Origin of the sequence: Variovorax paradoxus B4 (assembly GCF_000463015.1) — a bacterium.
Classification (GTDB): Bacteria; Pseudomonadota; Gammaproteobacteria; order Burkholderiales; family Burkholderiaceae_C; genus Variovorax; species Variovorax paradoxus_E.
Map to the genome: position 1 here is coordinate 3,341,887 of NC_022247.1, position 23,942 is coordinate 3,365,828.

Annotated in this window: 24 protein-coding genes and 1 riboswitch; of the genes, 16 read left to right on the plus strand and 8 right to left on the minus strand. The window is 67.2% G+C overall.

All coding sequences use genetic code 11. From position 1 onward, the window contains the following. The first annotated feature begins 15 nt into the window (after nucleotides 1-15). The 3 genes from VAPA_RS15610 (at nucleotide 16) to nrdR (ending at nucleotide 2,768) form a co-directional block, all read left to right on the plus strand. Complete coding sequence (locus VAPA_RS15610) at nucleotides 16-873, plus strand: lytic transglycosylase domain-containing protein (protein WP_021007727.1); 858 nt, start codon at nucleotides 16-18, stop codon at nucleotides 871-873. Nucleotides 874-890: 17 nt separating this feature from the next. Further along, nucleotides 891-1,017: riboswitch (ZMP/ZTP riboswitch) on the plus strand. A 41-nt stretch (nucleotides 1,018-1,058) separates the two neighbouring features. Next, nucleotides 1,059-2,303, plus strand: coding sequence for a serine hydroxymethyltransferase (gene glyA, locus VAPA_RS15615; protein WP_021007728.1), 1,245 nt, complete (start codon nucleotides 1,059-1,061; stop codon nucleotides 2,301-2,303). Nucleotides 2,304-2,324: 21 nt separating this feature from the next. Further along, entirely contained in the window at nucleotides 2,325-2,768 is a 444-nt protein-coding gene (gene nrdR, locus VAPA_RS15620) for a transcriptional regulator NrdR (RefSeq protein WP_012748200.1), read from the plus strand. Nucleotides 2,769-2,783: 15 nt separating this feature from the next. On the opposite strand, the gene VAPA_RS15625 is transcribed toward nrdR, so the two are convergent. Genes VAPA_RS15625 through VAPA_RS15650 form a run of 7 tightly spaced genes read right to left on the minus strand, consistent with a single transcriptional unit; the run spans nucleotide 2,784 to nucleotide 9,209 of the window. After that, the gene (locus tag VAPA_RS15625; protein WP_051255389.1) at nucleotides 2,784-3,248 is read right to left on the minus strand and encodes a type IV pilin protein; all 465 of its coding nucleotides are present in this window, start codon (nucleotides 3,246-3,248) and stop codon (nucleotides 2,784-2,786) included. Between the two features lie 23 nt (nucleotides 3,249-3,271). Further along, nucleotides 3,272-5,116 carry a pilus assembly protein gene (locus VAPA_RS35175; protein ID WP_329604099.1) on the minus strand — a complete coding sequence of 615 codons (1,845 nt, stop codon included), beginning with the start codon at nucleotides 5,114-5,116 and terminating at the stop codon, nucleotides 3,272-3,274. A gap of 49 nt (nucleotides 5,117-5,165) precedes the next feature. Further along, the gene (locus tag VAPA_RS35180) at nucleotides 5,166-6,641 is read right to left on the minus strand and encodes a hypothetical protein (RefSeq protein ID WP_230558876.1); all 1,476 of its coding nucleotides are present in this window, start codon (nucleotides 6,639-6,641) and stop codon (nucleotides 5,166-5,168) included. A gap of 20 nt (nucleotides 6,642-6,661) precedes the next feature. Beyond that, nucleotides 6,662-7,348 carry a PilX N-terminal domain-containing pilus assembly protein gene (locus tag VAPA_RS15635; protein ID WP_021007730.1) on the minus strand — a complete coding sequence of 229 codons (687 nt, stop codon included), beginning with the start codon at nucleotides 7,346-7,348 and terminating at the stop codon, nucleotides 6,662-6,664. Further along, nucleotides 7,345-8,148, minus strand: a complete 804-nt coding sequence (locus VAPA_RS15640; protein ID WP_021007731.1) for a PilW family protein — start codon at nucleotides 8,146-8,148, stop codon at nucleotides 7,345-7,347. Before VAPA_RS15640 ends, VAPA_RS15635 begins: the two co-directional genes overlap by 4 nt. Then, on the minus strand, nucleotides 8,145-8,684 hold the full coding sequence (gene pilV / locus VAPA_RS15645) for a type IV pilus modification protein PilV (RefSeq protein WP_021007732.1): 540 nt from the start codon (nucleotides 8,682-8,684) through the stop codon (nucleotides 8,145-8,147). The genes VAPA_RS15640 and pilV overlap by 4 nt, the downstream gene beginning before the upstream one ends. Before the next feature lie 15 nt (nucleotides 8,685-8,699). Beyond that, nucleotides 8,700-9,209 carry a GspH/FimT family pseudopilin gene (locus VAPA_RS15650; RefSeq protein WP_021007733.1) on the minus strand — a complete coding sequence of 170 codons (510 nt, stop codon included), beginning with the start codon at nucleotides 9,207-9,209 and terminating at the stop codon, nucleotides 8,700-8,702. A gap of 199 nt (nucleotides 9,210-9,408) precedes the next feature. Between VAPA_RS15650 and ribD the strand changes: the two genes are divergently transcribed. The 10 genes from ribD to tolA are packed head-to-tail and all read left to right on the plus strand — an operon-like array spanning nucleotide 9,409 to nucleotide 17,184. Further along, nucleotides 9,409-10,536: a bifunctional diaminohydroxyphosphoribosylaminopyrimidine deaminase/5-amino-6-(5-phosphoribosylamino)uracil reductase RibD gene (ribD, locus tag VAPA_RS15655; protein WP_041946133.1), complete on the plus strand. Its 1,128-nt coding sequence runs from the start codon at nucleotides 9,409-9,411 to the stop codon at nucleotides 10,534-10,536. A gap of 55 nt (nucleotides 10,537-10,591) precedes the next feature. Next, a complete protein-coding gene (locus tag VAPA_RS15660; RefSeq protein WP_021007735.1) occupies nucleotides 10,592-11,260 on the plus strand; it encodes a riboflavin synthase in 669 nt (222 codons plus the stop codon). Beyond that, a complete protein-coding gene (gene ribBA, locus VAPA_RS15665) occupies nucleotides 11,257-12,411 on the plus strand; it encodes a bifunctional 3,4-dihydroxy-2-butanone-4-phosphate synthase/GTP cyclohydrolase II (RefSeq protein WP_021007736.1) in 1,155 nt (384 codons plus the stop codon). Before VAPA_RS15660 ends, ribBA begins: the two co-directional genes overlap by 4 nt. A 13-nt stretch (nucleotides 12,412-12,424) precedes the next feature. Beyond that, nucleotides 12,425-12,892, plus strand: coding sequence for a 6,7-dimethyl-8-ribityllumazine synthase (gene ribH, locus VAPA_RS15670; protein WP_021007737.1), 468 nt, complete (start codon nucleotides 12,425-12,427; stop codon nucleotides 12,890-12,892). Beyond that, nucleotides 12,889-13,434, plus strand: coding sequence for a transcription antitermination factor NusB (gene nusB / locus VAPA_RS15675; protein WP_021007738.1), 546 nt, complete (start codon nucleotides 12,889-12,891; stop codon nucleotides 13,432-13,434). The genes ribH and nusB overlap by 4 nt, the downstream gene beginning before the upstream one ends. Continuing rightward, a complete protein-coding gene (locus tag VAPA_RS15680; RefSeq protein WP_021007739.1) occupies nucleotides 13,431-14,627 on the plus strand; it encodes a pyridoxal phosphate-dependent aminotransferase in 1,197 nt (398 codons plus the stop codon). The genes nusB and VAPA_RS15680 overlap by 4 nt, the downstream gene beginning before the upstream one ends. Further along, entirely contained in the window at nucleotides 14,624-15,082 is a 459-nt protein-coding gene (locus VAPA_RS15685; protein ID WP_021007740.1) for a YbgC/FadM family acyl-CoA thioesterase, read from the plus strand. The genes VAPA_RS15680 and VAPA_RS15685 overlap by 4 nt, the downstream gene beginning before the upstream one ends. Continuing rightward, a complete protein-coding gene (gene tolQ, locus VAPA_RS15690; RefSeq protein ID WP_012748214.1) occupies nucleotides 15,079-15,801 on the plus strand; it encodes a protein TolQ in 723 nt (240 codons plus the stop codon). Before VAPA_RS15685 ends, tolQ begins: the two co-directional genes overlap by 4 nt. Nucleotides 15,802-15,816: 15 nt before the next feature. After that, on the plus strand, nucleotides 15,817-16,254 hold the full coding sequence (locus VAPA_RS15695; protein WP_021007741.1) for an ExbD/TolR family protein: 438 nt from the start codon (nucleotides 15,817-15,819) through the stop codon (nucleotides 16,252-16,254). 3 nt (nucleotides 16,255-16,257) lie between these two features. Next, nucleotides 16,258-17,184: a cell envelope integrity protein TolA gene (tolA, locus tag VAPA_RS15700; protein WP_021007742.1), complete on the plus strand. Its 927-nt coding sequence runs from the start codon at nucleotides 16,258-16,260 to the stop codon at nucleotides 17,182-17,184. A 57-nt stretch (nucleotides 17,185-17,241) separates the two neighbouring features. Here tolA and dnaE read toward each other — a convergent pair whose 3' ends face one another. Then, on the minus strand, nucleotides 17,242-20,760 hold the full coding sequence (dnaE, locus tag VAPA_RS15705; RefSeq protein WP_021007743.1) for a DNA polymerase III subunit alpha: 3,519 nt from the start codon (nucleotides 20,758-20,760) through the stop codon (nucleotides 17,242-17,244). Nucleotides 20,761-20,822: 62 nt separating this feature from the next. Here dnaE and VAPA_RS15710 point away from each other — a divergent pair, with 62 nt between their 5' ends. The 3 genes from VAPA_RS15710 to VAPA_RS15720 are packed head-to-tail and all read left to right on the plus strand — an operon-like array spanning nucleotide 20,823 to nucleotide 23,839. Then, a complete protein-coding gene (locus VAPA_RS15710; RefSeq protein ID WP_041946134.1) occupies nucleotides 20,823-21,614 on the plus strand; it encodes a sulfurtransferase in 792 nt (263 codons plus the stop codon). A gap of 13 nt (nucleotides 21,615-21,627) precedes the next feature. Then, complete coding sequence (locus tag VAPA_RS15715) at nucleotides 21,628-22,332, plus strand: response regulator (RefSeq protein WP_021007745.1); 705 nt, start codon at nucleotides 21,628-21,630, stop codon at nucleotides 22,330-22,332. Beyond that, the gene (locus tag VAPA_RS15720; RefSeq protein WP_021007746.1) at nucleotides 22,295-23,839 is read left to right on the plus strand and encodes a sensor histidine kinase; all 1,545 of its coding nucleotides are present in this window, start codon (nucleotides 22,295-22,297) and stop codon (nucleotides 23,837-23,839) included. Before VAPA_RS15715 ends, VAPA_RS15720 begins: the two co-directional genes overlap by 38 nt. Nucleotides 23,840-23,942: the final 103 nt, after the last annotated feature.

Genomic DNA, 23,942 nt, shown 5'->3' on the forward strand with positions numbered 1-23,942 from the left:
CAGAAAGGAAGAGCGATGAACAAGGCGTTTGATGCCACGGCCCGCGGGCTGAGGACCTTTGTGTCCGATGTGGCAGACGGCTTTTTTGAAATCACCCACAACGGGTTTGCGCTGGTTGGCCTGGCCATCGTGTTCGCGGCCCTCGCCCTGGTGGCGCGGCCCGACCTGCGCAAGACCGGCGAGGAACAGCTCATGGGCTGGCTGCAGTCGCGCAAGCCCGCGCCCGAAGCCACCGACCTGGAGCCGACCGCCATCGTGCGCACCACGGCCGCGAGCCCCGGCGACCTGCCCAAGCAGCAGGCTGCCGTGGCCTATTGGCTCAGCAAGAAGTACCGCGTGGCGGCCGAACCGCTGAGCGTTCTGGTTGCAGAAGCGTACCACCTGGGCAAGCGAACCAAGCTCGACCCGACGCTGATCCTTGCCATCATGGCCGTCGAATCGAGCTTCAATCCGTTCGCCCAGAGCCATGTGGGTGCACAAGGCCTGATGCAGGTCATGACGCGCGTGCACGGCGACAAGTACGAAAGCGCGGGCGGCACGCTCACCGCCTTCGACCCCGTGACCAACATGCGCGTTGGCGTGAAGGTGCTGCAGGAATGCATCGCCCGCGCCGGATCGCTCGAAGGCGGCCTGCGCTACTACGTGGGCGCTGCCAACCTCGAGGACGACGGGGGCTATGCGGGCAAGGTCCTGGCCGAGCACGAACGGCTGGTGCAGGTGGCCAACGGCCGCAATCCCCCGACGATGATGGTGCCACCGGCACCGGTCGTGCGCGCACAGCCTATTCCCGTCGCGACGCCGCCCAAGCCGCAACAGGCTGCCGAACCGGCAGCCGACCCGCAGAAAGTGGCCCTGCTTTCGGAAGTTTCCTGAGGCCCTGCGCTACACTTCACCCCGTACGCGACTGGCGATAGGCGCAGCACCCCCCACGGTGCCACGCGCTGACGTGGAATACCACTGGGAAGCGTACCGCCTGGCATCCATACAGGCGTTCAGCCGTTCGCCTGGGCAGCCCTTGTTTGGTTGAAGAACAAGGACCTCGTCTTCAAAGGACTGCCATGTACAACCGCAATATCCTGGTCGAACAGACCGATCCCGAAATCTGGGCTGCCATCCAGGCCGAAAACGCGCGCCAGGAACACCACATCGAACTGATCGCGAGCGAAAACTACGCTTCGCCGGCCGTCATGGCCGCCCAGGGTTCGCAGCTCACCAACAAATACGCCGAAGGTTACCCGGGCAAGCGCTACTACGGCGGCTGCGAGTACGTCGACGTGGCCGAGCAACTGGCCATCGACCGCGTCAAGCAGATCTTCGGCGCCGACGCCGCCAACGTGCAGCCGCACTGCGGCGCCTCGGCCAACGAGGCCGTGATGCTGGCCTTCCTGAAGCCCGGCGACACCATCATGGGCATGAGCCTGGCCGAAGGCGGCCACCTGACTCACGGCATGCCCCTCAACATGAGCGGCAAGTGGTTCAACGTGGTGAGCTACGGCCTGGACGCCAACGAAGCCATCGACTACGACGCGATGGAACGCAAGGCGCACGAGCACATGCCCAAGCTGATCATCGCGGGCGCCTCGGCCTACTCGCTGCGCATCGACTTCGAGCGCTTTGCCAAGGTGGCCAAGGACGTGGGCGCGATCTTCATGGTCGACATCGCCCACTACGCCGGCCTGGTGGCCGCGGGCGTGTACCCCAACCCGGTGCCGCATGCCGACGTGGTCACATCCACCACCCACAAGAGCCTGCGCGGCCCGCGCGGCGGCATCATTTTGATGAAGTCGCAGCATGAGAAAGCCATCAACAGTGCGATCTTCCCGGGCCTGCAAGGCGGCCCGCTGATGCACGTGATCGCCGCCAAGGCCGTCGCGTTCAAGGAAGCCATGGCGCCCGAGTTCAAGGCCTACCAGCAGCAGGTGGTCAAGAACGCCCAGATCGTGGCCGACACCCTCACCGAGCGCGGCCTGCGCATCGTGAGCGGACGCACCGAAAGCCACGTGATGCTGGTCGATTTGCGCGCCAAGGGCATCACCGGCAAGGAAGCCGAAGCCGTGCTGGGCAGCGCCCACATGACGATCAACAAGAACGCGATCCCGAACGACCCTGAAAAGCCGATGGTGACCAGCGGCGTGCGCATCGGCACCCCCGCCATGACCACGCGCGGCTTCAAGGACGAAGAGGCGCGCATCACCGCGAACCTGATCGCCGACGTGCTAGAGAACCCGCGCGACGCCGCCAACATCGATGCGGTCCGCGCCAAGGTCCACGCGCTGACAAGCCGGTTCCCGGTCTACCGCTGATTCCGAAGAAAACGCGGCCGCATGAAATGCCCTTTTTGCGGTCATCTCGAAACGCAGGTTGTCGAGACCCGCGTTTCGGAAGACGCCGACTTCGTGCGCAGGCGCCGCCAGTGCAGCGCCTGCGACAAGCGCTTCACCACCTATGAGCGGCCGGACGTCAACTTTCCGGTGGTCGTCAAGAAGGACGGCAGCCGCGCCGACTTCGAATCGGGCAAGGTCCGCGCCTCGATGATGCTGGCGCTGCGCAAGCGGCCGGTCAGCATCGAGCAGATCGACAACGCCCTGCTGCGCATCGAGCAGAAGCTTTTGGCCAGCGGCCTGCGCGAAATCGATTCGACCAAGGTGGGCGAACTCGTGATGCGCGAACTGAAAAAGCTCGACAAGGTGGCGTACGTGCGCTTTGCCTCGGTGTACCGCAGCTTCGAGGACGTGGACGAGTTCCGGCAGCTGCTGCGCGACATCTGAAGAGGAAGCCCGCGCTCAGCGGTTCCAGCAGGCCTGCACCAGCGCATTCGACGCGCTGGTCAGGCCGGCCGCCAGCTTGACGCCCTGCTGGTTCACCGTGAGTATTCCGCACTCGTCGGCGGCCGAGGCGCCCTTCGGCTCGGCCCGCAGCGTGTAGGTGGTCGCGGTTCTTGCCGCATAGCTGATGGCGTAGCTGGCCGTGCCGGACGATGGCGACTGGTTCGGCCCGGCCGGCAGCGCAACGGTCGACGGCGGATACTGGCCGTTGGCCGTCAGGTAGCGCTCGGTCCATTGGGCCGCCTGCAGCAGTTGCTGCTTGGCATCGGCCCGCTTGGCCCGCAACACGTAGCGCATGTAGCTCGGATAGGCGATCGCGGCCAGGATGGCGATCACCGCCGTCACGATCATGAGTTCGACCAGCGTGAAGCCGCGCGAACGCATCTGGCCTTTGTGGGTCTGCGCGTCGGGATATTTGTTCATGGCTTGGGCGCGCTGCGCGGTCATCAATTCGACGAGATCAGGTTGCGCCAGCCGAAACGGCGCACGGCTTGCGGCAGCTCGGTCTCGTTGCAGCCGCCGGCCGCATTGCAGATCACGTGCTTGCCTTTTTCCGCGGCGTTCTGCGGCCGAAAGACGATGTCGTCCCGGCCTGAATGGTTCCGGAAGCCGAGGTAGCTGCCCAGCACGCTGGTGGACCCGTTGTAGGCGATGCCGTCGGGGACGACGCCGCTGAAGAAGTCGATCACCATCGACCAACCGTCGTCACTGGTGCCCGGCGCGCAGTCGAGCGAATTGCTCGCCGAGCCGGGAATGGTGGACGAGAACAGCCCTGCGCTGCCGCTCAGCGCATCGCCCGGATAAACGATGCGCTCCCGGGCGGTTCCCAGTTCCAGGTACCAGCCGCGCTTGCCGCCCGAGCCGCTGTAGCTCACGCCGTGGCTCGACGCAGTGCGGAATTCCACGTCGCCTTCTTTCACCGTGCCGGTCCCGATGGTCTGCGCCACCAGGTCGGCCAGCGGCGCGGTGCCGGTGCTGCCGTTGGCGCGGTCCCAGACGCCGTACAGGTACTGCTTGGCGCTGCTGCTTTCGTCGCCGGAGGCAAACAGCCGGCCGGTGCCGAACATCACCATGTAGCCGCCGCGCGGATGGTCGACGACCAGCGGTGCGGCCGTGATCGGCTGCGTGGCGCCAGCGGCGAACAGCGGCGCGCCGTCCAGGCTCGATGCGGTGGCGCCGGAGCCCAGGGTGGCCTTCCAGTCGCTGCTCTTGCCGCTGCTCAGGTCGAACTTCCAGAGGTTGCCGAGCAGGTCGCCGGCATAGACGTAGTCGACCTTGCCGTCGCCGTTGCGGTCCACGACCTGCGGCGCCGACAGCCCGTTGCCGGTGCCGGCCGACTGCGTGGCGGGCGCGGGAATCTTCAGCACGGACTTGTCGCCGTCGAGGTACTGGATCCACAGCATCGCCTTCTCGCTCGTGCTGTTGTAGCCGTTGCCCAGGATCACGGCCCTGCGGCCGTTGTTGAGCGGTGCCACCTGCAGCGCGCGCCTGGAAAAGGAATCGAGCACGGGTTGCTGGAACTGATGGCCGAGGTCGTCGTCGGCGAGCGCGGTCGTATCGATCACGGCCACGTCGGCGGCGTTGGTCTCGCCGATATTCTCGGGCTTGGTGACGTCGAGCACGAAGTAGCCCTTGCCGCCCGCCCCCAGCGTGCCCACGAGGAAGGACCTCCACAGCGCCGCCTTCTCGGTATTGGTGGCCGTAGCGTTGGCGGCCGAACCCATGTAGATGTCGGCCACGAACGGGCTGCCGTCGACGTAGTACCTGTGCGAGTAGGTGCTTTCGCTGAGCTTCTTGAGTTGGGGCGCCGCCGCCGTGCCATAGACGCCTGCGGGCACATAGGCGAACGCCTCCTGGCCGGTGCCCGCGTTGAAGGCATGCAGCATGCCGTCGTTGGCACCGACATAGACCATCGGCGTGCGGTCGATGGTCGAGGCGAATGCGGCGTAGCCTTCATGGGTGAAACCGCTGCTGGGCCGCCCCACGTACCGGACGCTGGAGCCCACGATGTCGCCCAGCACATGGCCGCGCTTGCGCAGGCCGAGGCCGGCGCCCTCGTTGCTGCGATCGCCGCGCAGGAAGTCGAGCACGCCCTGGCCCAGCGCAGTGCTCGCGGTGTCGGTACCGGTGCTGCCCCTGAGCGCCGCCTTCTGCGCATCGCTCAGGCTGGCCCATCGGAACGGCACCCCGGCACCTGCGGCCGCGGCGCTGGTGGCCGTTGCTGCGGTGGAGCCCGAAAAGCTCAGCACCTTGCGATCGCTGTCGCGCGCGCCGGCCACCGCCATCCGCATATCGAGCAGCTCGCGCGCCGACCATGCGGGCGTGGCGGCCAGCTTGCCCTTACTGCCGAACAGCGTGGCGATCACCTTGCCCGACCAATCGGCCGTGTCGTAGCCACCCTGGTAGGCCGAGGTGGCGCTCGACGCCCTGGAGCCGCTGCCCGAGATCGAGGTCAGCGGGGTGCTGGTGTTGAAAAGGATCTGCGAGAGGATGGATCGGAAGGCATCGCCGAGCGCCTGCGCGTTCGCGGCCGGCGTGAAGGTGCCTCGGCTGTTGAGCGCGGCGTGCCAGAGGTCCATGCGAACGGCGGAGGCGTTGGCGGTGAGCTCGTGGTAATAACCGTAGGCGCCGCTTGCGGAATGCCATCTCCCCGTTGCCGCCAAGGTGCTCGCCAGCGGATCCTTCCAGGGCGATCGAGCCATCGACCAAGCGCGCATAGTCCCCGCTGTAGGTCGGTTGCGACGCGTCCGCCGAAACGGCCGGCACGCCCGTCCACGACGAGGCAGCGCCAAAGCCGATGGTGTAGGTGTTCAGGTGTTGCCAGGTGGCGGGATCGTTCCTGGGGTTCCAGTACTCGGGGACCGTCGCCGTTCCCACGGTCACGTCGCCGGGCTCGGCAACGACCTTCTTGAGGTTGTTCGACACGGCGGGTTGCAGGTCGCTGGCCCAGTAATGAAAGGCCATGTCGGCGAGTGTGGGCCAGTATTCCGCCTTCGGCCACCAGCCAGAGGCGTCTTTCTCCCAGCTGTTGTTGGCCGCACCTGCGTCGTCCTTGTAGGGAGCGCGCGGCACGTAGGCCACGGCATCGGGCAAGGCGCGACTCGCTCCATCCGCATTGCCGATGGCCGGCATGCCGAGTGCCGCGGGTTCCGGCTTGAATCCAAACAGGTTGTAGTCGCCGTCGGTCATGAAGATATGGAAGGACTTGCGGCAACTCGATTGAGTGGCGCCCTCTACGCCCGGGTCGTCCGAATAGGGATTGAACTGGCCTGTCGTCTTCATGTATTCGCCGGCGCGGGTCATCATGGCGTGCAAGGGTGTTCCACCTTCCGCGGCCAGGGCATCGACCCAGCTCATGAAATTGGCGCGGTGCGTGTCATCCAGCGAGCGCATCAGGTTCGCATTGGCTCGGCCGTTGACGAGGCAACGGCCGGCCTGGTAGGTCCCAGCTGCGCTGTCGCCGAAAAAGCCGACACAGTTGCCGTTCTTGCCGTTCTTGTTGTTGTTCATCGCCTGCCAGGAAAGGCGAATCCGATCGTTGGAAATATTGGCCGCCGAGAAGTTGTCCCTGAGCGCGGTCTTCAACGCTTCCAGCCGCGTGGGTGTTCCGGCTGACGGGTCCTTTCCTTCCGACGCCCGCGACGACCACGCCATGCTGCCCGAGTTGTCGACCGACACGATCACATTCGGCGCCGGCTCCTTGACCGCGGTGTTGCGCGGCGCCTGAGCCAGCGGATATTGCGCAGCGTGCCCGGCGGTCTGCGCCAGCACCAGGCCGCACAGCACGGCGTTCCTCGAAAACCTGTGGATGTTCATATCTATTCTTCCCGCCATGCTCAATTCACTTTCCTGACCGCGGCCGGGTCGAAGGACATCTGCAACAGGACCCGCGTGCCGCCACCCGTGCTTGCGGTGCGCGCGCCGGTGGACAGCGCGGTGATCCGGTACAAGGGCTCGTCGCTGCGCGCGCGGTCGATCACCTCGATCCAGTACATGGCGCTGGCCAGGGCTGGATTGCCGGCCGTCGGCGCGCCCGTGAATTCGCCGTACCTGGCGTACTGGTCCACGTACGCGGCGCGGGTCCAGAACCGGTAGGCCTCGCTGCCCGAAGCGGCACTCACGGAGTCGGTCCCGGCGAAGTAGCAGATGCCACGCTCGCAGCTGTTGGCGCCCTTGCCCACGTAGGCGGTCACCCAGCCGGTATCCCGGTCGGGAAACACGCGGGTGTCCGCGGCCTTGCGGCAAGGTGAGCTCACGAGCGCGGAGCACGCCACGTAGGTCTGGGTCGCGGCATCGAAGGCCTGCTGCCGAATGTCGCGCTCGGCATCCAGCAGTGCGGCTTCGGCGGCTTCGAATGCGCGCTGGTAATCACGCTGATTGCCCGCCATCGATTCGAGCAGTTGGGCCGTCCGCGCACCGCCCACCGCGAGCAGCGCCGAGAGCAGCAGCATGATGAGCACGATGAACAGCGAGAACCCTCGGTGCTGCGCCGAGCATCTGCTGGGAATCTGAATGTGCTTCATAGATTGCGCAGTGCGAACACCGCCGTGTAGACACGGCGCAGCCTGCCGTCGCTGCTGGTCTGCGACGAGCCATCGCAGTCGACGTAGCTGCCGCCCGGGTTGCTCCTGGAAATACCCGCAAGCTGCAGGCACACGCGCACCGTGCGAACCTGATCGAAGCTCGCCACGTTCGTGGCCGTCACGTAGCGCACCACCCGTTCAGTTCCGGCATCGCCGATGCCGTACATGACATCGAAGCGCTCGACGCCGTCGATGATCGGCTGCGGCGTGGTATGACCGCTGCCCTTGCACCGCAAGGCGCCGTTGACCACGTAGAACTCGCTGGTGATCAGGCGCACGTTCGCGGGGTCCGCGGGATTGCCGGGGGAGTACGCTGCGCCCGCCGAGTTCTTGGCCACCTGGCCGAGGCAGTCGTGGAAATAATCCGGGTTCGGCGCAAAGCCGACCTTCAGCGTGTCGTTCACTGAACCGGCGGCCGCCTCCTGCCCCTTGATCGCGAAGAAGGCCGGCTCGTTCGCGAGCTTGGGGTTCGCATTGACGTCGAAGTAGTACAGCGGCCCGGTGGCATCGATCGGGAAGTAGCCGGCCTGCCGGATCTGCTGGCCCAGCAGCCTGAATGCCAGCGCCGACGACTGGTGCAGCGCATTGACGTCGTCGCCCGTCATGGCGGTGCTGCGCGTGCCGAGCATGCTGGCCATGGCGGCCAGCGCCACCAGCATGCCGATGATCAGCGCGACGAGGACTTCGACCAGCGTGAAGCCGGCCTGGCGCAGGCGGTGAGAGATGGCTTTGTTGTTCATGGTTGGGGCACCGCAACGACGGCTTCCTGGCAGGCCTTGCCGGTCGGGCAGCTCCAGGCCGAATCGGGTGCGATCGGGTTGACTGCAGCGGGCTCGTCCCAGGCGATGTGCACGAACAGCAAGCCGCCGACGTCCTTGTTGCTCTGCACGTCGGCCACGCCGCCCGGCAACGCACCTGCCACCCTGTGCTTCCAGGTCCACAGATCGTGGGCGGCCAGTTGAGCGGCGGTGCAACTGGCCTTGGCCCCCGCGCACGAGCGGGTGGGTTCGGTGGCGTCCGCCGCCGCCCAGTCGGCCACATAGGGGCTGGCCGACGCGGCGCCGCTCATGGGATTCGCACGGATGCGATCGGCCATGTCGCCGGCCAGCTGCGCGGCGATGTTCTGGTTGCTCGCGCCCACGCTGTCGGAAAGCACGCGCAACTGGAAGCCGGCCAGCGCGAGCAGGCCGAACGAGAGCACGAGAATGGCCACCAGGGCCTCGATCATCGAGAAGCCCGCTTGGCCGCGCGGCGCGCGAATCGGATTGCTCGGCACGTTCCGCTCCTCCCCTCAGCACCGCCGGACGCGCCAGCCGAGCGACAGGCACACGGCAGGGTCGCTGGATGAACTGGCGCTTCCCACCGCACGGAAGCTGATGCGGGCGACGCTCGAAAAATGGCCCATGGGATCGAAAGCCATGGACCCGACCGCGCTTTTCTCGATCGCAACGCGCGTGTCGGGGTCTTGCCGCTGCAGGATTTCGAACCCGTCGCCGCTGCCGACCACTGTTTCCCAGCCGCAACTCCAGTCTGCGCCGCTGCACTCCGCGCGCTGCCAAATGGTCACGGCCTGCCCGCGCCGAGCCGCTTCTGCGCGGGCGTGGCTCACGCTCGCCATCAAGGCCGAAACCATGCCCTCGACGCGGTACTTCTCGATCAGGCTGTTGAAGCTGGGCAGCGCCAGTGCCAACAGGATGGCCATCAGTACGATGACGACCATCATTTCGACGAGCGTGAAGCCGCATGGGGCTCCGCTTCGACGGGAATGCGCCCTCGCGGACGCGCAGAATCCGTTTTTCATTGTTGTACCGTCCGCCGCCTCGCCGAAGTGGCTGGAGCGGTGGACGTTTTCTCCCTGATTGCAATTTTTCAAAAATTCTATTTGGCGAATTCTTATTGACCACCTACTGAACGACGAACGGTCGAAATAAACAGATCAATGGATCATTGGCCTCAATTGCTTTCGAATTGATTTCCAAATAGATTTGATTTAATAAAAAATGACAAATGCAAATAAAGTTGTGAATTTCATGGCCCAGGCCCTGGACCTCGCGCGCCAGGCCGGACCGGAGACCGACCCCAATCCGCGCGTCGGCTGCGTGCTGGTGGACGCGAATGGCGCGGTGATCGGCCAGGGCCGCACCCAGCAGGTCGGCGGCCCGCATGCCGAGGTCATGGCGCTGCGCGATGCCGCGGCGCGGGGCTTTTCGGTCGCCGGCGCCACCGCCTTCGTCACGCTCGAGCCCTGCGCGCACCACGGCCGCACCGGCCCCTGCTGCGATGCGCTGGCGGCGACGGGCATCGGCCGGGTGGTGGCGTCGATGGCCGATCCCAACCCACTGGTTGCCGGCCAGGGCTTCGAGCGGCTGCGCGCCGCGGGCGTGGCGGTCGAGGTGGGGCCGGGCGCGGAGGAAGCACGCGAGCTCAACATCGGCTTTTTCAGCCGCATGGTCCGCAAGACGCCCTGGGTGCGGCTCAAGGCCGCCGCCTCGCTGGACGGCAAGACCGGCCTGCGCAACGGCGTGAGCCAATGGATCACCTCGGAACCGGCGCGCACCGACGGCCACGCCTGGCGAGCCCGGGCCAGCGCGGTGCTGACCGGCGTGGGCACGGTGCTGGAGGACGACCCCCGGCTCGACGTGCGGTTGGTGCAAACCAGCCGCCAGCCGCACGTGGTGGTGGTCGACAGCCAATTGCAGACCCCGCCCGGCGCGCAGATCTTCATGGCCGGCCGGCCCGTCTGGATCTACGCCGCGGCGCAGGACGGCGCCAAGGCCGCGGCGCTGGAAGCGCGCGGCGCCAGCATCACCTTTATGCCCAATGCTCAGGGCAAGGTCGACCTCGCGGCGATGCTGCGGGATCTCGCCCGGCGCGAGGTGAACGAGCTCCACGTCGAGGCCGGGCACAAGCTCAATGGCTCGCTGCTGCGCGAGGGCCTGGTCGACGAGCTGCTGGTGTACCTGGCGCCGAAGCTCATCGGCGACGGGCTCGACATGGCTTCCGGCATTCATACCGGCGGGCCGCTGGCCGACCTGGCCGGCGCCCTGCCGCTGGAATTCAGGACCGTCGAGCGGATCGGGCCGGACCTCCGGATCGTGGCCCGGGTCGCTGGAAGGGACGCTTTCTAGCGGGCGAATGCAGGCCCCTGCCGGGCGGACCCAGGATGTCTGCGAAAATGCGTGGATGTTCACCGGAATCATCACCGGCGTGGGGCGCATCGCCGCCATCCACGACCTCGGCCCCTCCTCCTCCTCCTACGGCAAAAGACTCGGCATTGCGGTGCCCGACGGCTATCTCGACGACGTCGGGCTCGGCGACAGCATTGCGCTCAACGGCGCATGCATGACCGTGACCACGCTCGACCCCGCCCGGCAGCAGTTCACCATCGACATCTCGGCCGAATCGCTCGACAAGACCGCAGGGCTGACCGAGGAAGGCGCCCGCATCAACCTCGAGAAGGCGCTGCGCGCCAGCGACCGATTGGGCGGCCACATCGTCTCCGGCCATGTGGACGGCATCGGCACGGTCAGCCACTTCGCGCCGATCGGCGAAAGCTGGGAGCTGCGCGTGATGGCCCCGCCCGCGCTCGCGCGCTTCCTGGCCTACAAGGGCTCCATCACGATCAATGGCGTGAGCCTCACCGTCAACAGCGTGAGCGACATCGAAGGCGACGCGGAGATCAGCATCAACCTGATCCCGCACACCGTCGAAAACACCTCGCTGGGCAGCCTGCAGGCCGGCTCCAAGGTCAATCTCGAAATCGATACCGTGGCGCGCTACGTGGAGCGCATGCTTCAGGCCGGCGTTCTGGTGCCGCCCTCTTCCACATATTCCAAGGACACCGCCGAATGAACGCTTCCGTCACGCCCATCGGCGCTCCCCGCAGCACGCGGGCGCCCGCGCCGATTTCCTCTGTCGAGGAGATCGTGGCCGAGCTCGCTGCCGGCCGCATGGTGATCCTGGTGGACGAGGAAGACCGCGAGAACGAAGGCGACATCGTCATTGCGGCCGACCACATCACGCCCGAGGCCATCAATTTCATGGCGCGCCATGCCCGCGGCCTGATCTGCCTCACGCTCTCGCGCGAGATGTGCGAGCGGCTGCAGTTGCCGCCCATGGTGTCGCGCAACGGTGCCAAGCATTCGACGGCCTTCACCGTCTCCATCGAGGCGGCCGAAGGCGTGACCACCGGCATCTCGGCCGCCGACCGCGCCCGCACCGTGCAGGCGGCCGTGGCGCGCAACGCCGTGGCCAGCGACCTGGTGCAGCCCGGCCACATCTTTCCGCTGCAGGCGGTGGACGGCGGCGTGCTGATGCGCGCCGGCCATACCGAAGCCGGCTGCGACCTGGCCGCGATGGCCGGCTGCTCGCCCGCCTCGGTGATCTGCGAGGTGATGAACGAAGACGGCACCATGGCCCGCCTGCCCGACCTGCAGGTCTTTGCCGCCGAGCATGGACTCAAGATCGGCACCATTGCCGCGCTCATCGAACATCGCAGCCGCGTCGAATCGCTGGTTGAAAAGGTCGGCTGCCGCGAAATCCAGACCGCTTGGGGCAGCTTCACCGCCCATGCCTTCACCGACAAGCCGAGCCGTGGCGTGCACCTTGCGCTGGTGCGCGGCCAGTGGGCGCCGGAAGACACGGTGTCGGTTCGCGTGCACGAGCCGCTTTCGGTGCTCGACGCGCTCGAGATCAACCGCTCGCTGCACTCGTGGAGCCTGGACGCCAGCCTCGCCCACATCGCTAACGAGGGCAAGGGCGTGGCCGTGCTGCTCAATTGCGGCGAAACGGCTGGCGAACTGCTCGCGCAATTCGACGGCACCGCACGGCCCGCGCAGGCGCCCGAGCGCGGCCGCATGGACCTGCGCAGCTACGGCATCGGCGCGCAGATCCTGCGCGAATGCGGCGTGCACAAGATGAACCTGCTCGGCACGCCCCGCCGCATGCCGAGCATGGCCGCGGGCTACGGCCTCGAAATTGCTGGCTACCTGACCAAAGACTAAAGACTGACACGACATGCAAGGTGCAAACAAGGGAGCGGATGCAAAGCCGCTCGACGGAAAAGGGCTGCGCATCGGCATCGTGCAGGCGCGCTTCAACGCCGACATCACCGATGCGCTCGCCGCCGCCTGCCTCGCCGAGCTCGAGAAGCTGGGCGTGGCCGCTGACGACATCCATCATGTGCAGGTTCCCGGCGCGCTCGAAGTGCCGGTCGCACTGCAGGCGATGGCCGTGCGCGGCGGCTACCACGCGCTGGTGGCGCTGGGCTGCATCATCCGCGGCGAGACCTACCACTTCGAACTGGTGGCCAACGAATCGGGCGCGAGCGTGAGCCGCGTGGCGCTCGACCATCGCCTTCCCATCGCCAACGCGATCCTCACGACCGAAAACCTCGAGCAAGCCGTCGCCCGACAGACCGACAAGGGCCGCGACGCGGCCCAGGTGGCTGTCGAGATGGCGCAGTTGCTGGCCTCTCTCAAATGACCGAAGACAACAACAAAGCAGCCGGCGCCAAGCCGCGCCCGGCACGGCAAGTGCGTACCGGCCTGACCAGCACCGGCGCACGCAAGGCTTCGGCCAAGTCGAACCGCAGCCGCGCGCGCGAGTTCGCGCTGCAGGCGCTCTACCAGCACCTGGTGGGGCGCAACGACCCGACCGAGATCGACCACTTCACGCGCGACCTCGCGGGCTTTCACAAGGCCGACGCCGCGCACTACGACGCGTTGCTGCACGGATCGATCGAGGGCGCCGAACAGCTCGACGCCTTGATCCGTCCGCTGCTCGACCGCAAGTTCGAGGAAATATCGCCCGTCGAGCATGCCGTGATGTGGATCGGCGTGTACGAGTTCCAGCACTGCCTGGACGTGCCATGGCGCGTGGTGCTCAACGAGTGCATCGAGCTTGCCAAGGAATTCGGCGGCACCGACGGCCACAAGTACGTGAACGCCGTGCTCAATGGCCTGGCGCCGCAATTGCGCGCCGCCGAAGTCGAGGCCGACCGGGCCTCGGGCAAGGCCAGAGCGTGAGAATCTCGGCGCGCGCGCAGCGCATCGAACCCTTCTACGTCATGGAGGTGGCCAAGGCCGCCGGCGTGCTCGCGCGCGAGGTGGCCCACACCGACCGGCCGATGATCTTCCTGAACATCGGCGAGCCCGACTTCACCGCCCCGCCGCTGGTGCAGGAAGCCGCCGCGCGCGCCGTGCGCGCCGGCGCCACGCAGTACACCCAGGCCACCGGCCTGGAGCTGCTGCGCGAGCGCATCAGCGGCTGGTACGCGCAGCGCTTCGGCGTCGACGTGCCGGCGCGCCGCATCGTGGTGACCGCGGGGGCCTCGGCCGCACTGCAGCTGGCTTGCCTGGCCCTGATCGAATCCGGCGACGAGATCCTGCTGCCCGACCCCAGCTATCCCTGCAACCGCCACTTCGTGAGCGCCGCGGATGGCAAGGCCGTGCTGATACCCACCACCGCCGAAGAGCGTTTCCAGCTCACTGCCGCCAAGGTCGAGGCCGCCTGGACCGACAAGACGCGCGGCGTGCTGCTCGCCTCGCCTTCCAACCCGACCGGCACCTCGATCGCGCCCGATGAACTGCGCCGCATCCACGAGGTGGTGTCGCAGCGCGGCGGCATCACGCTGATCGACGAGATCTACCTGGGCCTGTCCTACGACGATGCGTTCGGGCAAACGGCCCTCGCCATCGACGACAACGTCATCAGCATCAACAGCTTCAGCAAGTACTTCAACATGACCGGATGGCGCCTGGGCTGGCTGGTGGTGCCCGACGCGCTGGTGCCGGTGGTCGAGCGGCTGGCGCAGAACCTCTTCATCTGCGCGAGCACCGTGTCGCAGTACGCGGCGCTGGCCTGCTTCGAGGCCGAGAGCATTGCCGAATACGAGCGCCGCCGCGCCGAATTCAAGGCGCGCCGCGACTGGTTCATTCCGCAGTTGAATGCGCTGGGCCTGAACGTGCCGGTGGTGCCCGACGGTGCCTTCTACGCCTGGGCCGACTGCACCGCGGTCGCCGAGAAGCTGGGCATTTCGGGCAGCTGGGATTTCGCCTTCGAAACCATGAAGCGCGCCCACGTGGCCGTGACGCCGGGCCGCGATTTCGGCACGGCCGAGACGGCCAGGTTCGTGCGCTTCTCCACCGCCAGCTCGATGGCGCATCTGCAGGAATCGGTCGAACGCCTGCGGGCCATGATCGCGAACCCCGCCCGATGAGCTACGCGTTTCCGATCCGCGTCTACTGGGAAGACACCGACGCCGGCGGCATCGTGTTCTACGCCAACTACCTCAAGTTCATGGAGCGCGGCCGCACCGAATGGCTGCGCTCGCTGGGCGTCGAGCAGCGCAAGCTGCGCGAGGAAACCGGCGGCCAGTTCGTGGTGAGCGAAACGCAGCTCAAATACCATCGCCCCTCCCGGCTCGACGACGAACTGCTGGTTACAGCCGATCTCCGACAATTGGGCACGGCGTCGTTGATAATCGGTCAGCGCGTGCTATCAAAAACAGAGCAAGAACGAATGGGGGCCGCGGCGCCCGTTCTGCTGTGCGAAGGCACGATCCGCATCGGCTGGGTGGATGCCGCCACATTGCGTCCTGCGCGGATACCAGCCCAAGTTACGGGAACCCTCGAGCGCCGCGGCGGCTCCATGATTCAACCTTTCAAGCCATGAACCAAGACCTCTCCATCATCAATCTCCTGCTCCATGCGAGCTTCGTGGTGCAACTGGTCGTGCTGCTGCTCGTGATCGTCTCGATCGCCAGCTGGGCCGCGATCATCCGCAAGTACTTCGCGCTGCGCCGCATGCGCGCGCTCAACGACGACTTCGAGCGCGAGTTCTGGTCCGGCACCAGCCTGAACGAACTGTTCGCCTCGGCCGCGCAGAACGCCAAGTTCGCCGGGCCCATGGAGCGCATCTTCGCCTCGGGCATGCGCGAGTACCAGAAGCTGCGCGAACGCCACGTGAGCGACGCCCCCACGCTGCTGGACGGCGCCCGCCGCGCCATGCGCGCGAGCTTCCAGCGCGAGCTCGACGCGGCCGAGCAGAACCTGTCGTTCCTGGCCACCGTGGGCTCGGTGTCCCCGTACGTCGGCCTCTTCGGCACGGTCTGGGGGATCATGCATGCCTTCACCGGCCTGGCCGCGCTCGCTCAGGTGACGCTGGCCACCGTGGCGCCCGGCATTGCCGAAGCGCTGGTGGCCACCGCCATCGGCCTGTTCGCCGCCATTCCGGCGGTGGTGGGCTACAACCGCTTCGCGCGCGAGATCGACAAGATCGCGATTGCCCTGGAGACCTACATCGAGGAGTTCTCCAACATCCTGCAGCGCAACCTCTCGGCCAACCCGGCCGCGGTGGCGTCGGCAACTTCGGCGGCTCCGGCCAACCGCTGAGCGGAGGTCCAGCGCATGCCCGCCGTTTCATCCCGGGGCCGAGGCCGCCGCACGATCAACGAGATCAACATGGTCCCGTTCATCGACGTGATGCTGGTGCTCCTGATCATCTTCATGGTCACCGCGCCGCTCATCACGCCGAGCGTGATCAACCTGCCCTCCGTCGACCGCGCCAACAAGCACCCCGACAAGCCCATCGAGATCGTCATCAAGAGCGACGACGAAGTGCAGATCAAGAAAGACCCGTCCACCGGCAGCGGCGGCGCGTCCGTTCCCATGACCCAGATCGGCTCCGCGGCCAAGACCGCCCAGGGCGGCGACGACCAGCGCCCCGTGGTCATCAGCGCCGACAAGTCCGTCAAGTACGAAACCGTCGTGAAGGCGATGAACCAGCTCAAGCGCAGCGGCATCGAGCGCGTGGGCCTGTCCGTCACCACCACGGGCGGCAAATAAGGCATGTCGCTCGCCCTGGATCGCCCCGAGTTCGCACCACCGCCGCAGCGCGGCACGCCGCGCGCGGTGTTGCTCGCGCTGATTGCGCACGCGCTCCTGATCGCGGCGCTGACGTGGGGAGTGCGCTGGCGCAGCGACGCAGACGAAGGCGCCGTCGATGCGGAGCTGTGGTCGTCCACGGTGCAGCAGGCCGCGCCGCGCCTGTCCGCGCCGCAGGCACCCACGCCCGCTCCCGCGCCTCCGCCGCCTGCGCCTCCACCACCGCCGCCGCCTCAAGTGAAGGCCCCTGAGCCCGCACCGGCACCGCGCGCTCCGGACATCGCGCTCGAGCGCGAGAAAAAGCTCAAGGAAGAAAAAGAGCAGAAGGAGCGCGAACTCGAGCGCCAGCAACAGCAGCGCAAGAAAGAGCTCGAGGCCAAGCAGCGCGCCGAAGACGAAGCCGAACGCAAGAAGGCGCAGCAGCAAAAGCTCGCCGAGCAGCAGAAGAAGCAGCAGCAGGAAGCCGAGGCCAAACAGGCCGAAGCGAAGAAGCAGCAGGAAGCCGCAGCCAAGCAGGCGGCGGCCGACCGCGCCGCAACGCTCAAGCGCATGCAGGGCCTCGCGGGCGCGAGCGGCAGCGACGATTCCAAGGGCACGGCCATGCGCTCGTCAGGGCCGTCGAGCGGCTATGCGGGACGCATTGCCGCGGCGGTGCGCCCGAACATCACCTTCCCCGACGCCGAGACGGTCAACGGCAATCCGGCCGCCGAGTTCGAAGTGAATCTGGCACCGGACGGCACCATCGTCGGCGTCAAGCTGACCAAGTCGAGCGGATTGCCCAGCTGGGACGAAGCCGCCGAACGCGGCCTGCACAAGACCGACAAGCTGCCGCGCGACACCGACGGGCGCATCTTCCCGTCGCTGATCGTCTCGCTGCGGCCCAAGCGCTAGCGGGGCGCCGCCGCCTTCGGGAGCCATGCCCCCGAAGGCGAGCCTCCCTCGCCGCACTCACTCGTAAACGACCGAGGCCTTGCCGGCGTCCGCCTGCGCCGTCCAGCTGGCGAGCGCGGCGTCCGTCGGGAAGAACCTGGCGCGCTCCCCGAGCTGCAGCTCGACCTGCGCGCCGCCGCGCGCCATCGACAGGCGCACCGGCAGCCCCTGCACCAGGTCGCCATGCTCGCTCTGCTCGGTGCGCGGTGGAAAGTCTTTCACCAGGCGCGCGATGTCGGGCGCCTTGCCATTGACGGCCACCCGCAGGAATTTTCCGAAACGGCAGCGCGCGGTGGCCAGGTCCCACACCTGCTGCACCTGGAAGCGGGCCTCGAAGCCGCCGCGGCCCGGCTGGAGCCGGCCGCTCACGATCACCAGCTCGTCGTCCTTCAAGGTGTTGCGGTTCGCGTTGATCAGCGCCTCGTCGGCGGTGGCGTCGATGGCGTCCGACTTGTCGTCGAGCTTGAAGATCGCCAGGCGCCCGCGCTGGCCGTTGATCACGCGGAAATCGCTCACGATGCCCGCGATCACCTGCTGGTCGCGCGTGTCCATCAGGTCGCCGATCTCGCGCTTGCAGAAGCGCCGCACCTCGTGCGCCACCTCGTCGAACAGATGGCCCGAGAGATAGAAGCCCACGGCCGTCTTCTCGAAGGTGAGCCGCTCCTTCACGCCCCAGGGTGTGGCGTCCACCAGCTCGGGCTCCTGCGTGGCCGAGCCGTGCTCGCTGTCGCCGAAGATGTCGACCTGCGCCGCATTGGCCTCGGTGGCGGCTGCGAACTCGAAGGCGCGGTCGACCGAGGCGATGAGCGACGCGCGGTTCTGCTGGATCGCGTCGAAGGCACCGGCCTTGATGAGCGCTTCGACCGTGCGCTTGTTGATGCGCTGGCGGTCGATGCGCACGCAGAAGTCGAACAGGCTCTTGAACGGCCCGCCCTCTTCCCGTGCGCGCACCACGGCCTCGACCGCGAGCTGGCCCGTGCCCTTGACCGCCCCCAGGCCGTAGCGGATCACCTTGTCGGTGACGGGCTCGAAGCGGTAGTTGCCGCGGTTCACGTCCGGCGGCTCGAAGGTGAGGCCGAAGTTCTTCTGCGCGTCTTCGAACAACACCTTGAGCTTGTCGGTGTCGTCCATTTCCACGGTCATGTTGGCGCAGAAGAACTCGGCCGTGTAATGGACCTTGAGCCAACCCGTGTGGTACGCCAGCAGCGAGTACGCGGCGGCGTGCGACTTGTTGAAGCCGTAGCCCGCGAACTTCTCCATCAAGTCGAAGATCTCGTCGGCCTTGTCCTGGGGAATGCCGTGCGTCGAGAGCGCACCCGCGCGGAATTTCTCGCGGTGCTCGGCCATCTCCTCGAGCTTTTTCTTGCCCATGGCGCGGCGCAGCAGGTCGGCGCCGCCGAGCGAGTAGCCGCCCAGGATCTGCGCGGTCTGCATCACCTGCTCCTGGTAGACCATGATCCCGTAGGTTTCGGAGAGCATCTCGGCCACGGCCGGGTGCGGGTACTCCACCTCTTCGCGGCCGTGCTTGCGCGCCACGAAGCTCGGGATCAGGTCCATCGGGCCCGGACGGTACAGCGCGTTGAGCGCAATCAGGTCCTCCAGCCGCGTCGGCCGCGCATCCTTCAGCATGCCCTGCATGCCGCGGCTTTCAAACTGGAACACCGCTTCCGTCTTGCCCTCGGAGAACAGCTTGTAGGTCTCGCGGTCGTCGAGCTTGATGTTCTCGTACGCGAAGTTCTCCTGGCCCTTGTGGCGCTTGACGATGAACTCTTTCGCGATCTCAAGGATCGTGAGCGTGGCCAGGCCCAGAAAGTCGAACTTCACGAGGCCGATGGCCTCCACGTCGTCCTTGTCGTACTGGCTCACGGCCGAATCGCTGCCGGGCTGCTGGTAGAGCGGGCAGAAGTCAGTGAGCTTGCCGGGCGCAATCAGCACGCCGCCCGCGTGCATGCCGATGTTGCGCGTCATGCCCTCGAGCTTCTGCGCCAGCTCGACCAGCATGCGCACTTCTTCTTCCTTCTCGATGCGCGCCGCGAGCTGCGGCTCCATCTCGATGGCGTAGTTGTTCTTGTCGCCTTCCACCTTCGGGTCGGGCGGGTACTGGATCGTGACCGGCTGGCCCGGCTTGTTCGGAATGAGCTTGCTGATGCCGTCGCAGAACATGTAGCTCATGTCCAGCACGCGCCCCACGTCGCGGATGGCGGCGCGCGCGGCCATCGTTCCGAAGGTGGCGATCTGGCTCACGGCGTCGCGGCCGTACTTGTCCTTGACGTAGTCGATCACGCGGTCGCGGTTGCCCTGGCAGAAGTCGATGTCGAAGTCGGGCATCGAGACACGCTCGGGGTTCAGGAAACGTTCGAACAGCAGCTTGTATTCGAGCGGATCGAGGTCAGTGATCTTCAACGCGTAGGCCACCAGCGAGCCCGCGCCCGAGCCCCGGCCCGGGCCCACCGGGCAGCCATTGTTCTTGGCCCACTTGATGAAGTCGCCCACGATCAGGAAGTAGCCGGGGAAGCCCATGTTCAGGATCGTGTTGATCTCGAACTCGAGGCGCTCCACATAGCGCGGCCGTTCGGCATCGCGCTTGGCGACGTCGGGGTAAAGATGCGCAAGACGCGCTTCCAGGCCTTCAAACGACTCCTGGCGGAAAAACTCGTCGATCGGCATGCGCACGCCTTCGCTGACGAAAGGCGTCGGAAAGTCGGGCAGCTGCGGCTTGCCGAGCACCAGCGTCAGGTTGCAGCGCTTGGCGATCTCGACCGTGTTGGCCAGCGCGCTCGGCACGTCGGCAAAGAGCGCCTCCATTTCGGCGCTCGACTTGAAGTACTGCTCCTCGGTGAACTTGCGCACGCGGCGCGGGTTGCCCAGGATTTCGCCTTCCGAGATGCAGACGCGCGCCTCGTGCGCCTCGTAGTCCTGGCGTTCCGCGAACTGCACCGGGTGCGTCGCGACCACCGGCAGGCGCAGCCGGGCCGCGAGCTTCACGGCGGCAATCACATGCGGCTCGTCCTCGGGGCGGCCCGCGCGCTGCAGTTCGATGTAGAAGCGGTGCGGGAACATGCCCGCCAGCTGCAGCGCCAGCTCGGCGGCGCGCTCTTCCTGCCCCTGCAGCAGCGGCGCGCCCAATGGGCCGGCCTGCGCGCCCGAAAGCGCAATCAGCCCGCCCTGCAGCTCTTCGAGCCATTCGAGCTTGCAGGCCGCCTGCGACTGGCCCCGGCCCACGTTCTGCGTCCAGGCGCGCGCCAGCAGCTCGGACAGGTGCAGGTAGCCCTCCATGTTCTGCACCAGCAGCACGATGCGGGTGAGCACGCCGGGCTCCTTGCCCAGCCCTTCGATGAAGATTTCAGCGCCGATGACGGGCTTGACGCCCTTGCTTCGCCCCTGCTTGTAGAACTTGACCGCCCCGAACAGGTTGTTGAGGTCGGTGATGGCCAGTGCGGGCTGCTTGTCGGCAGCGGCGGCCTTGACGACTTCGTCGATGCGGTTGGTGCCGTCGACGACGGAAAACTCGGTGTGCAGGCGCAGGTGAACAAACATCCTTCCATTGTAGAAAGCACCGCCTCCACGATGTGGGTTGGCAATCCCTACAATCGCCCCCCGTGCAAGAGATTTTGAATATCGCGGCCTACAAATTCGTGGCCATAGACGACAGCCCCGTGCTGCGCGAAGACCTGCGCGAGCGCGCCCAGGCCCTGGGCCTCATGGGCACTATCCTGCTCGCGCCGGAGGGCATCAACCTGTTCCTGGCGGGCGCGGCCGACGCCATCCGCAGCTTCGTGGCCGGCCTGCGCGCCGATGCGCGCTTCGCCGACCTGGAAACCAAGGAAAGCTGGTCGGCCACGCAGCCCTTCCGCCGCATGCTCGTGAAGCTCAAGCGCGAGATCATCCGCATGGACCACCCGGCCATCCAGCCGTCGGCGGGCCGCGCGCCGGGCGTGGACGCGCCCACGCTCAAGCGCTGGCTCGACCAGGGCCATGACGACGAAGGCCGGGAAATCGCGCTGCTCGACACGCGAAACGACTTCGAGGTCGACGAAGGCACCTTCGACGGCGCGATCGACTGGCGCATCACCAAGTTCACCGAATTCCCGCCCGCGCTGAAAGAGCACCGCGCCGATTTCGCGGGCAAGACCGTGGTGAGCTTCTGCACCGGCGGCATCCGCTGCGAGAAGGCCGCGATCCTGATGCGTGAAGAAGGCGTCGAGAACGTGTTGCAGCTCGAAGGCGGCATCCTGAAATATTTCGAGCAGGTCGGCGGCGCACACTACCACGGCGACTGTTTCGTGTTCGACGGCCGGCGCGCCCTGGCGCCCGACCTGAGCGCGCGCGCGGCCGATGCCAGCGCGCGGGCATCGGAAGACATCGACCTGGGCAGCGGCCTGAAGAAATAGCCGGCGGCCTCCGATGCGCATCCTCCTGGTGGAAGACGAACTGGACATGGCCTCGTGGCTCGTCCGGGCGCTGACCCAGAGCGGGTTCGTCGCCGACCACGCGCCCGATGCGCGCACCGCCGAGGCCTTCATGGCCGGCACCGAATACGACGCCATCGTGCTCGACCTGCGCCTGCCCGACAAGCACGGCCTGAGCGTGCTGGCCGACATGCGCAATAGCGACGACCGTACCCCCGTGCTGATCCTCACCGCGCAGGGCGCGCTGCAGGACCGGGTCCGCGGCCTCAACCTCGGCGCCGACGATTTCCTCACCAAGCCCTTCGAGCTGGCCGAGCTCGAGGCGCGGCTCGCGGCGCTGGTGCGGCGCAGCCGCGGCAAGCAGCACCCGCGGCTGCAGTGCGCCTCGCTCTCGTACGACAGCGAAAGCCGCGCCTTCACGCTGCGCGGAACGCTGTTGCCGCTCACGCCTCGCGAGCAGGCCGCGCTCACCGCGCTGCTGATGCGCAGCGGCGCGCCGGTCGGCAAGTCGCAGCTCTTCGCCAAGGTGTTCACCAACGACAGCACCGCCGGCCCCGATGCCATCGAGGTGGTGCTGCACCGGCTGCGCCGCAAGCTTGCGGACAGCGACGTGCGCATCGTCACCGTACGCGGGCTGGGCTACATGCTCGAGAGCATCGCCGATGGATCCTCGGGCGCCCGCGCCGCCGCCACGGCCTGAGCCGCAGCGCTTCGGCATCCGCGCGCGCCTGCTCGCGCTGCTGGTGCCGGGCATCGTCGCGCTGATGGCGCTCGACAGCTGGAGCGACTACCAGGCGCTCACCGATTCGCTCGTCGTCGCCTACGACCAGAGCCTGCTCGAACCCGTGCGGGCGCTGGCCAACGGCATCGTGGTCGCGAGCGACGGCAGCGTGAAGGTGCAGGAGCCGTTCTCGGTGCAGGCGATGTTCGAGTCCACGCACCTGCGCTACAAGTACCTGCACGTGGGCGTGCAGCGCATCGCCAGCGGCGAGCCGCTGGACACCAGCTCCCCCGAGACCACGCTGATGGGCGTGCCCGGCCTGCCCCGCCCCGCACAACGCCCGGCCGACGGCACGCCGGTGTTCTACGACGCGGTGTACGAGCAGCACCCGGTGCGCGTGGCCGCGCTGCGCCAGACGGTCTACGACAACACCGGCTCCGGCGCGGCCTGGAGCGTGCTCGTCCAGGCGGCCGAAGGCACCGGCCCGCGCCGCCAGGCACAGGCCGAATCGCTGAAGCAGGAGTTGCTGCGCGACGTGCGCATGATCCTGGTGATGGCCCTGCTGGTGTGGCTGGGCGTGGCCTGGACGCTGCGGCCGCTGGAGCGCCTGCGCCGCTCGCTGCGCGACCGCCCGCGCGACGACCTGAAGCCGCTCGACGCCGGCGGCGTGCCGCAGGAGGTGGTGCCGCTGGTGGAGGCGGTCAACCACCACATCGCGGACCACCGGCGCATGGTGGCGGAACATTCGCAGTTCCTGGCCGATGCCTCGCACCAGCTGCGCACGCCGTTGAGCATCCTCTCGATCCAGGCCGGCTACGCGGTGCGCGAGACCGATCCGGCGCGCATGCGCGAATCGCTGCACGCCATCGTCGCGCAGCTGGCGCGCACGCGCCGCCTCAGCGAGCAATTGCTCGCGCTGGCCCACGCCACGAACGAAGACGAGATCGCGGCGGCCGAACCCGAGGTGGTCGACCTGGGCGACGTTGCACGCGCCGTGGTGCTGCAATACCTGCCGCTCGCACGCGAGAACGAGCAGGACCTGGGCTGGGTCGATGCGCGCGGCGAACCGCAGCCCCAAGGCGAGATCCCGGCACTGCCTGTGCGGGCCAATGCTGCCGAGCTGCACGAGGTGCTCGCGAACCTCGTGCACAACGCCATCAAGTACACGCCGCGCGGCGGCAGCATCACGGTGACCGTGCGGCGCGAAGCCTCGCATGCGCTGGCCGAGGTGTGCGACAGCGGACCGGGCATCGACCCCGAGCGGCGCGACAGCGTGTTCGAGCGCTTCCACCGCGACCCGGCCGCCGGCAGCGCCGCCAGCCAGGGCGCGGGCCTGGGCCTCACCATTGCGCGCAGCTATGCGCGGCGCAACGGCGGCGAGATCGCGCTCGACAACGCCGACATGCCCGAGCGCCCGAACGGCGGCGGACTGCGCGCGATCCTGAAGCTGCCACTGGCGGTTTTACCAAGGGTTTCTGCGGGGTAGTGCGCTACGCAGTAACACGTATTTTGAGGGTGGGAAGGCCTTCCACGCCCTCACCGAAAGGCGATTGAAAGCCTCGATTCCTAGACTGCGCTCCTTCCAGATT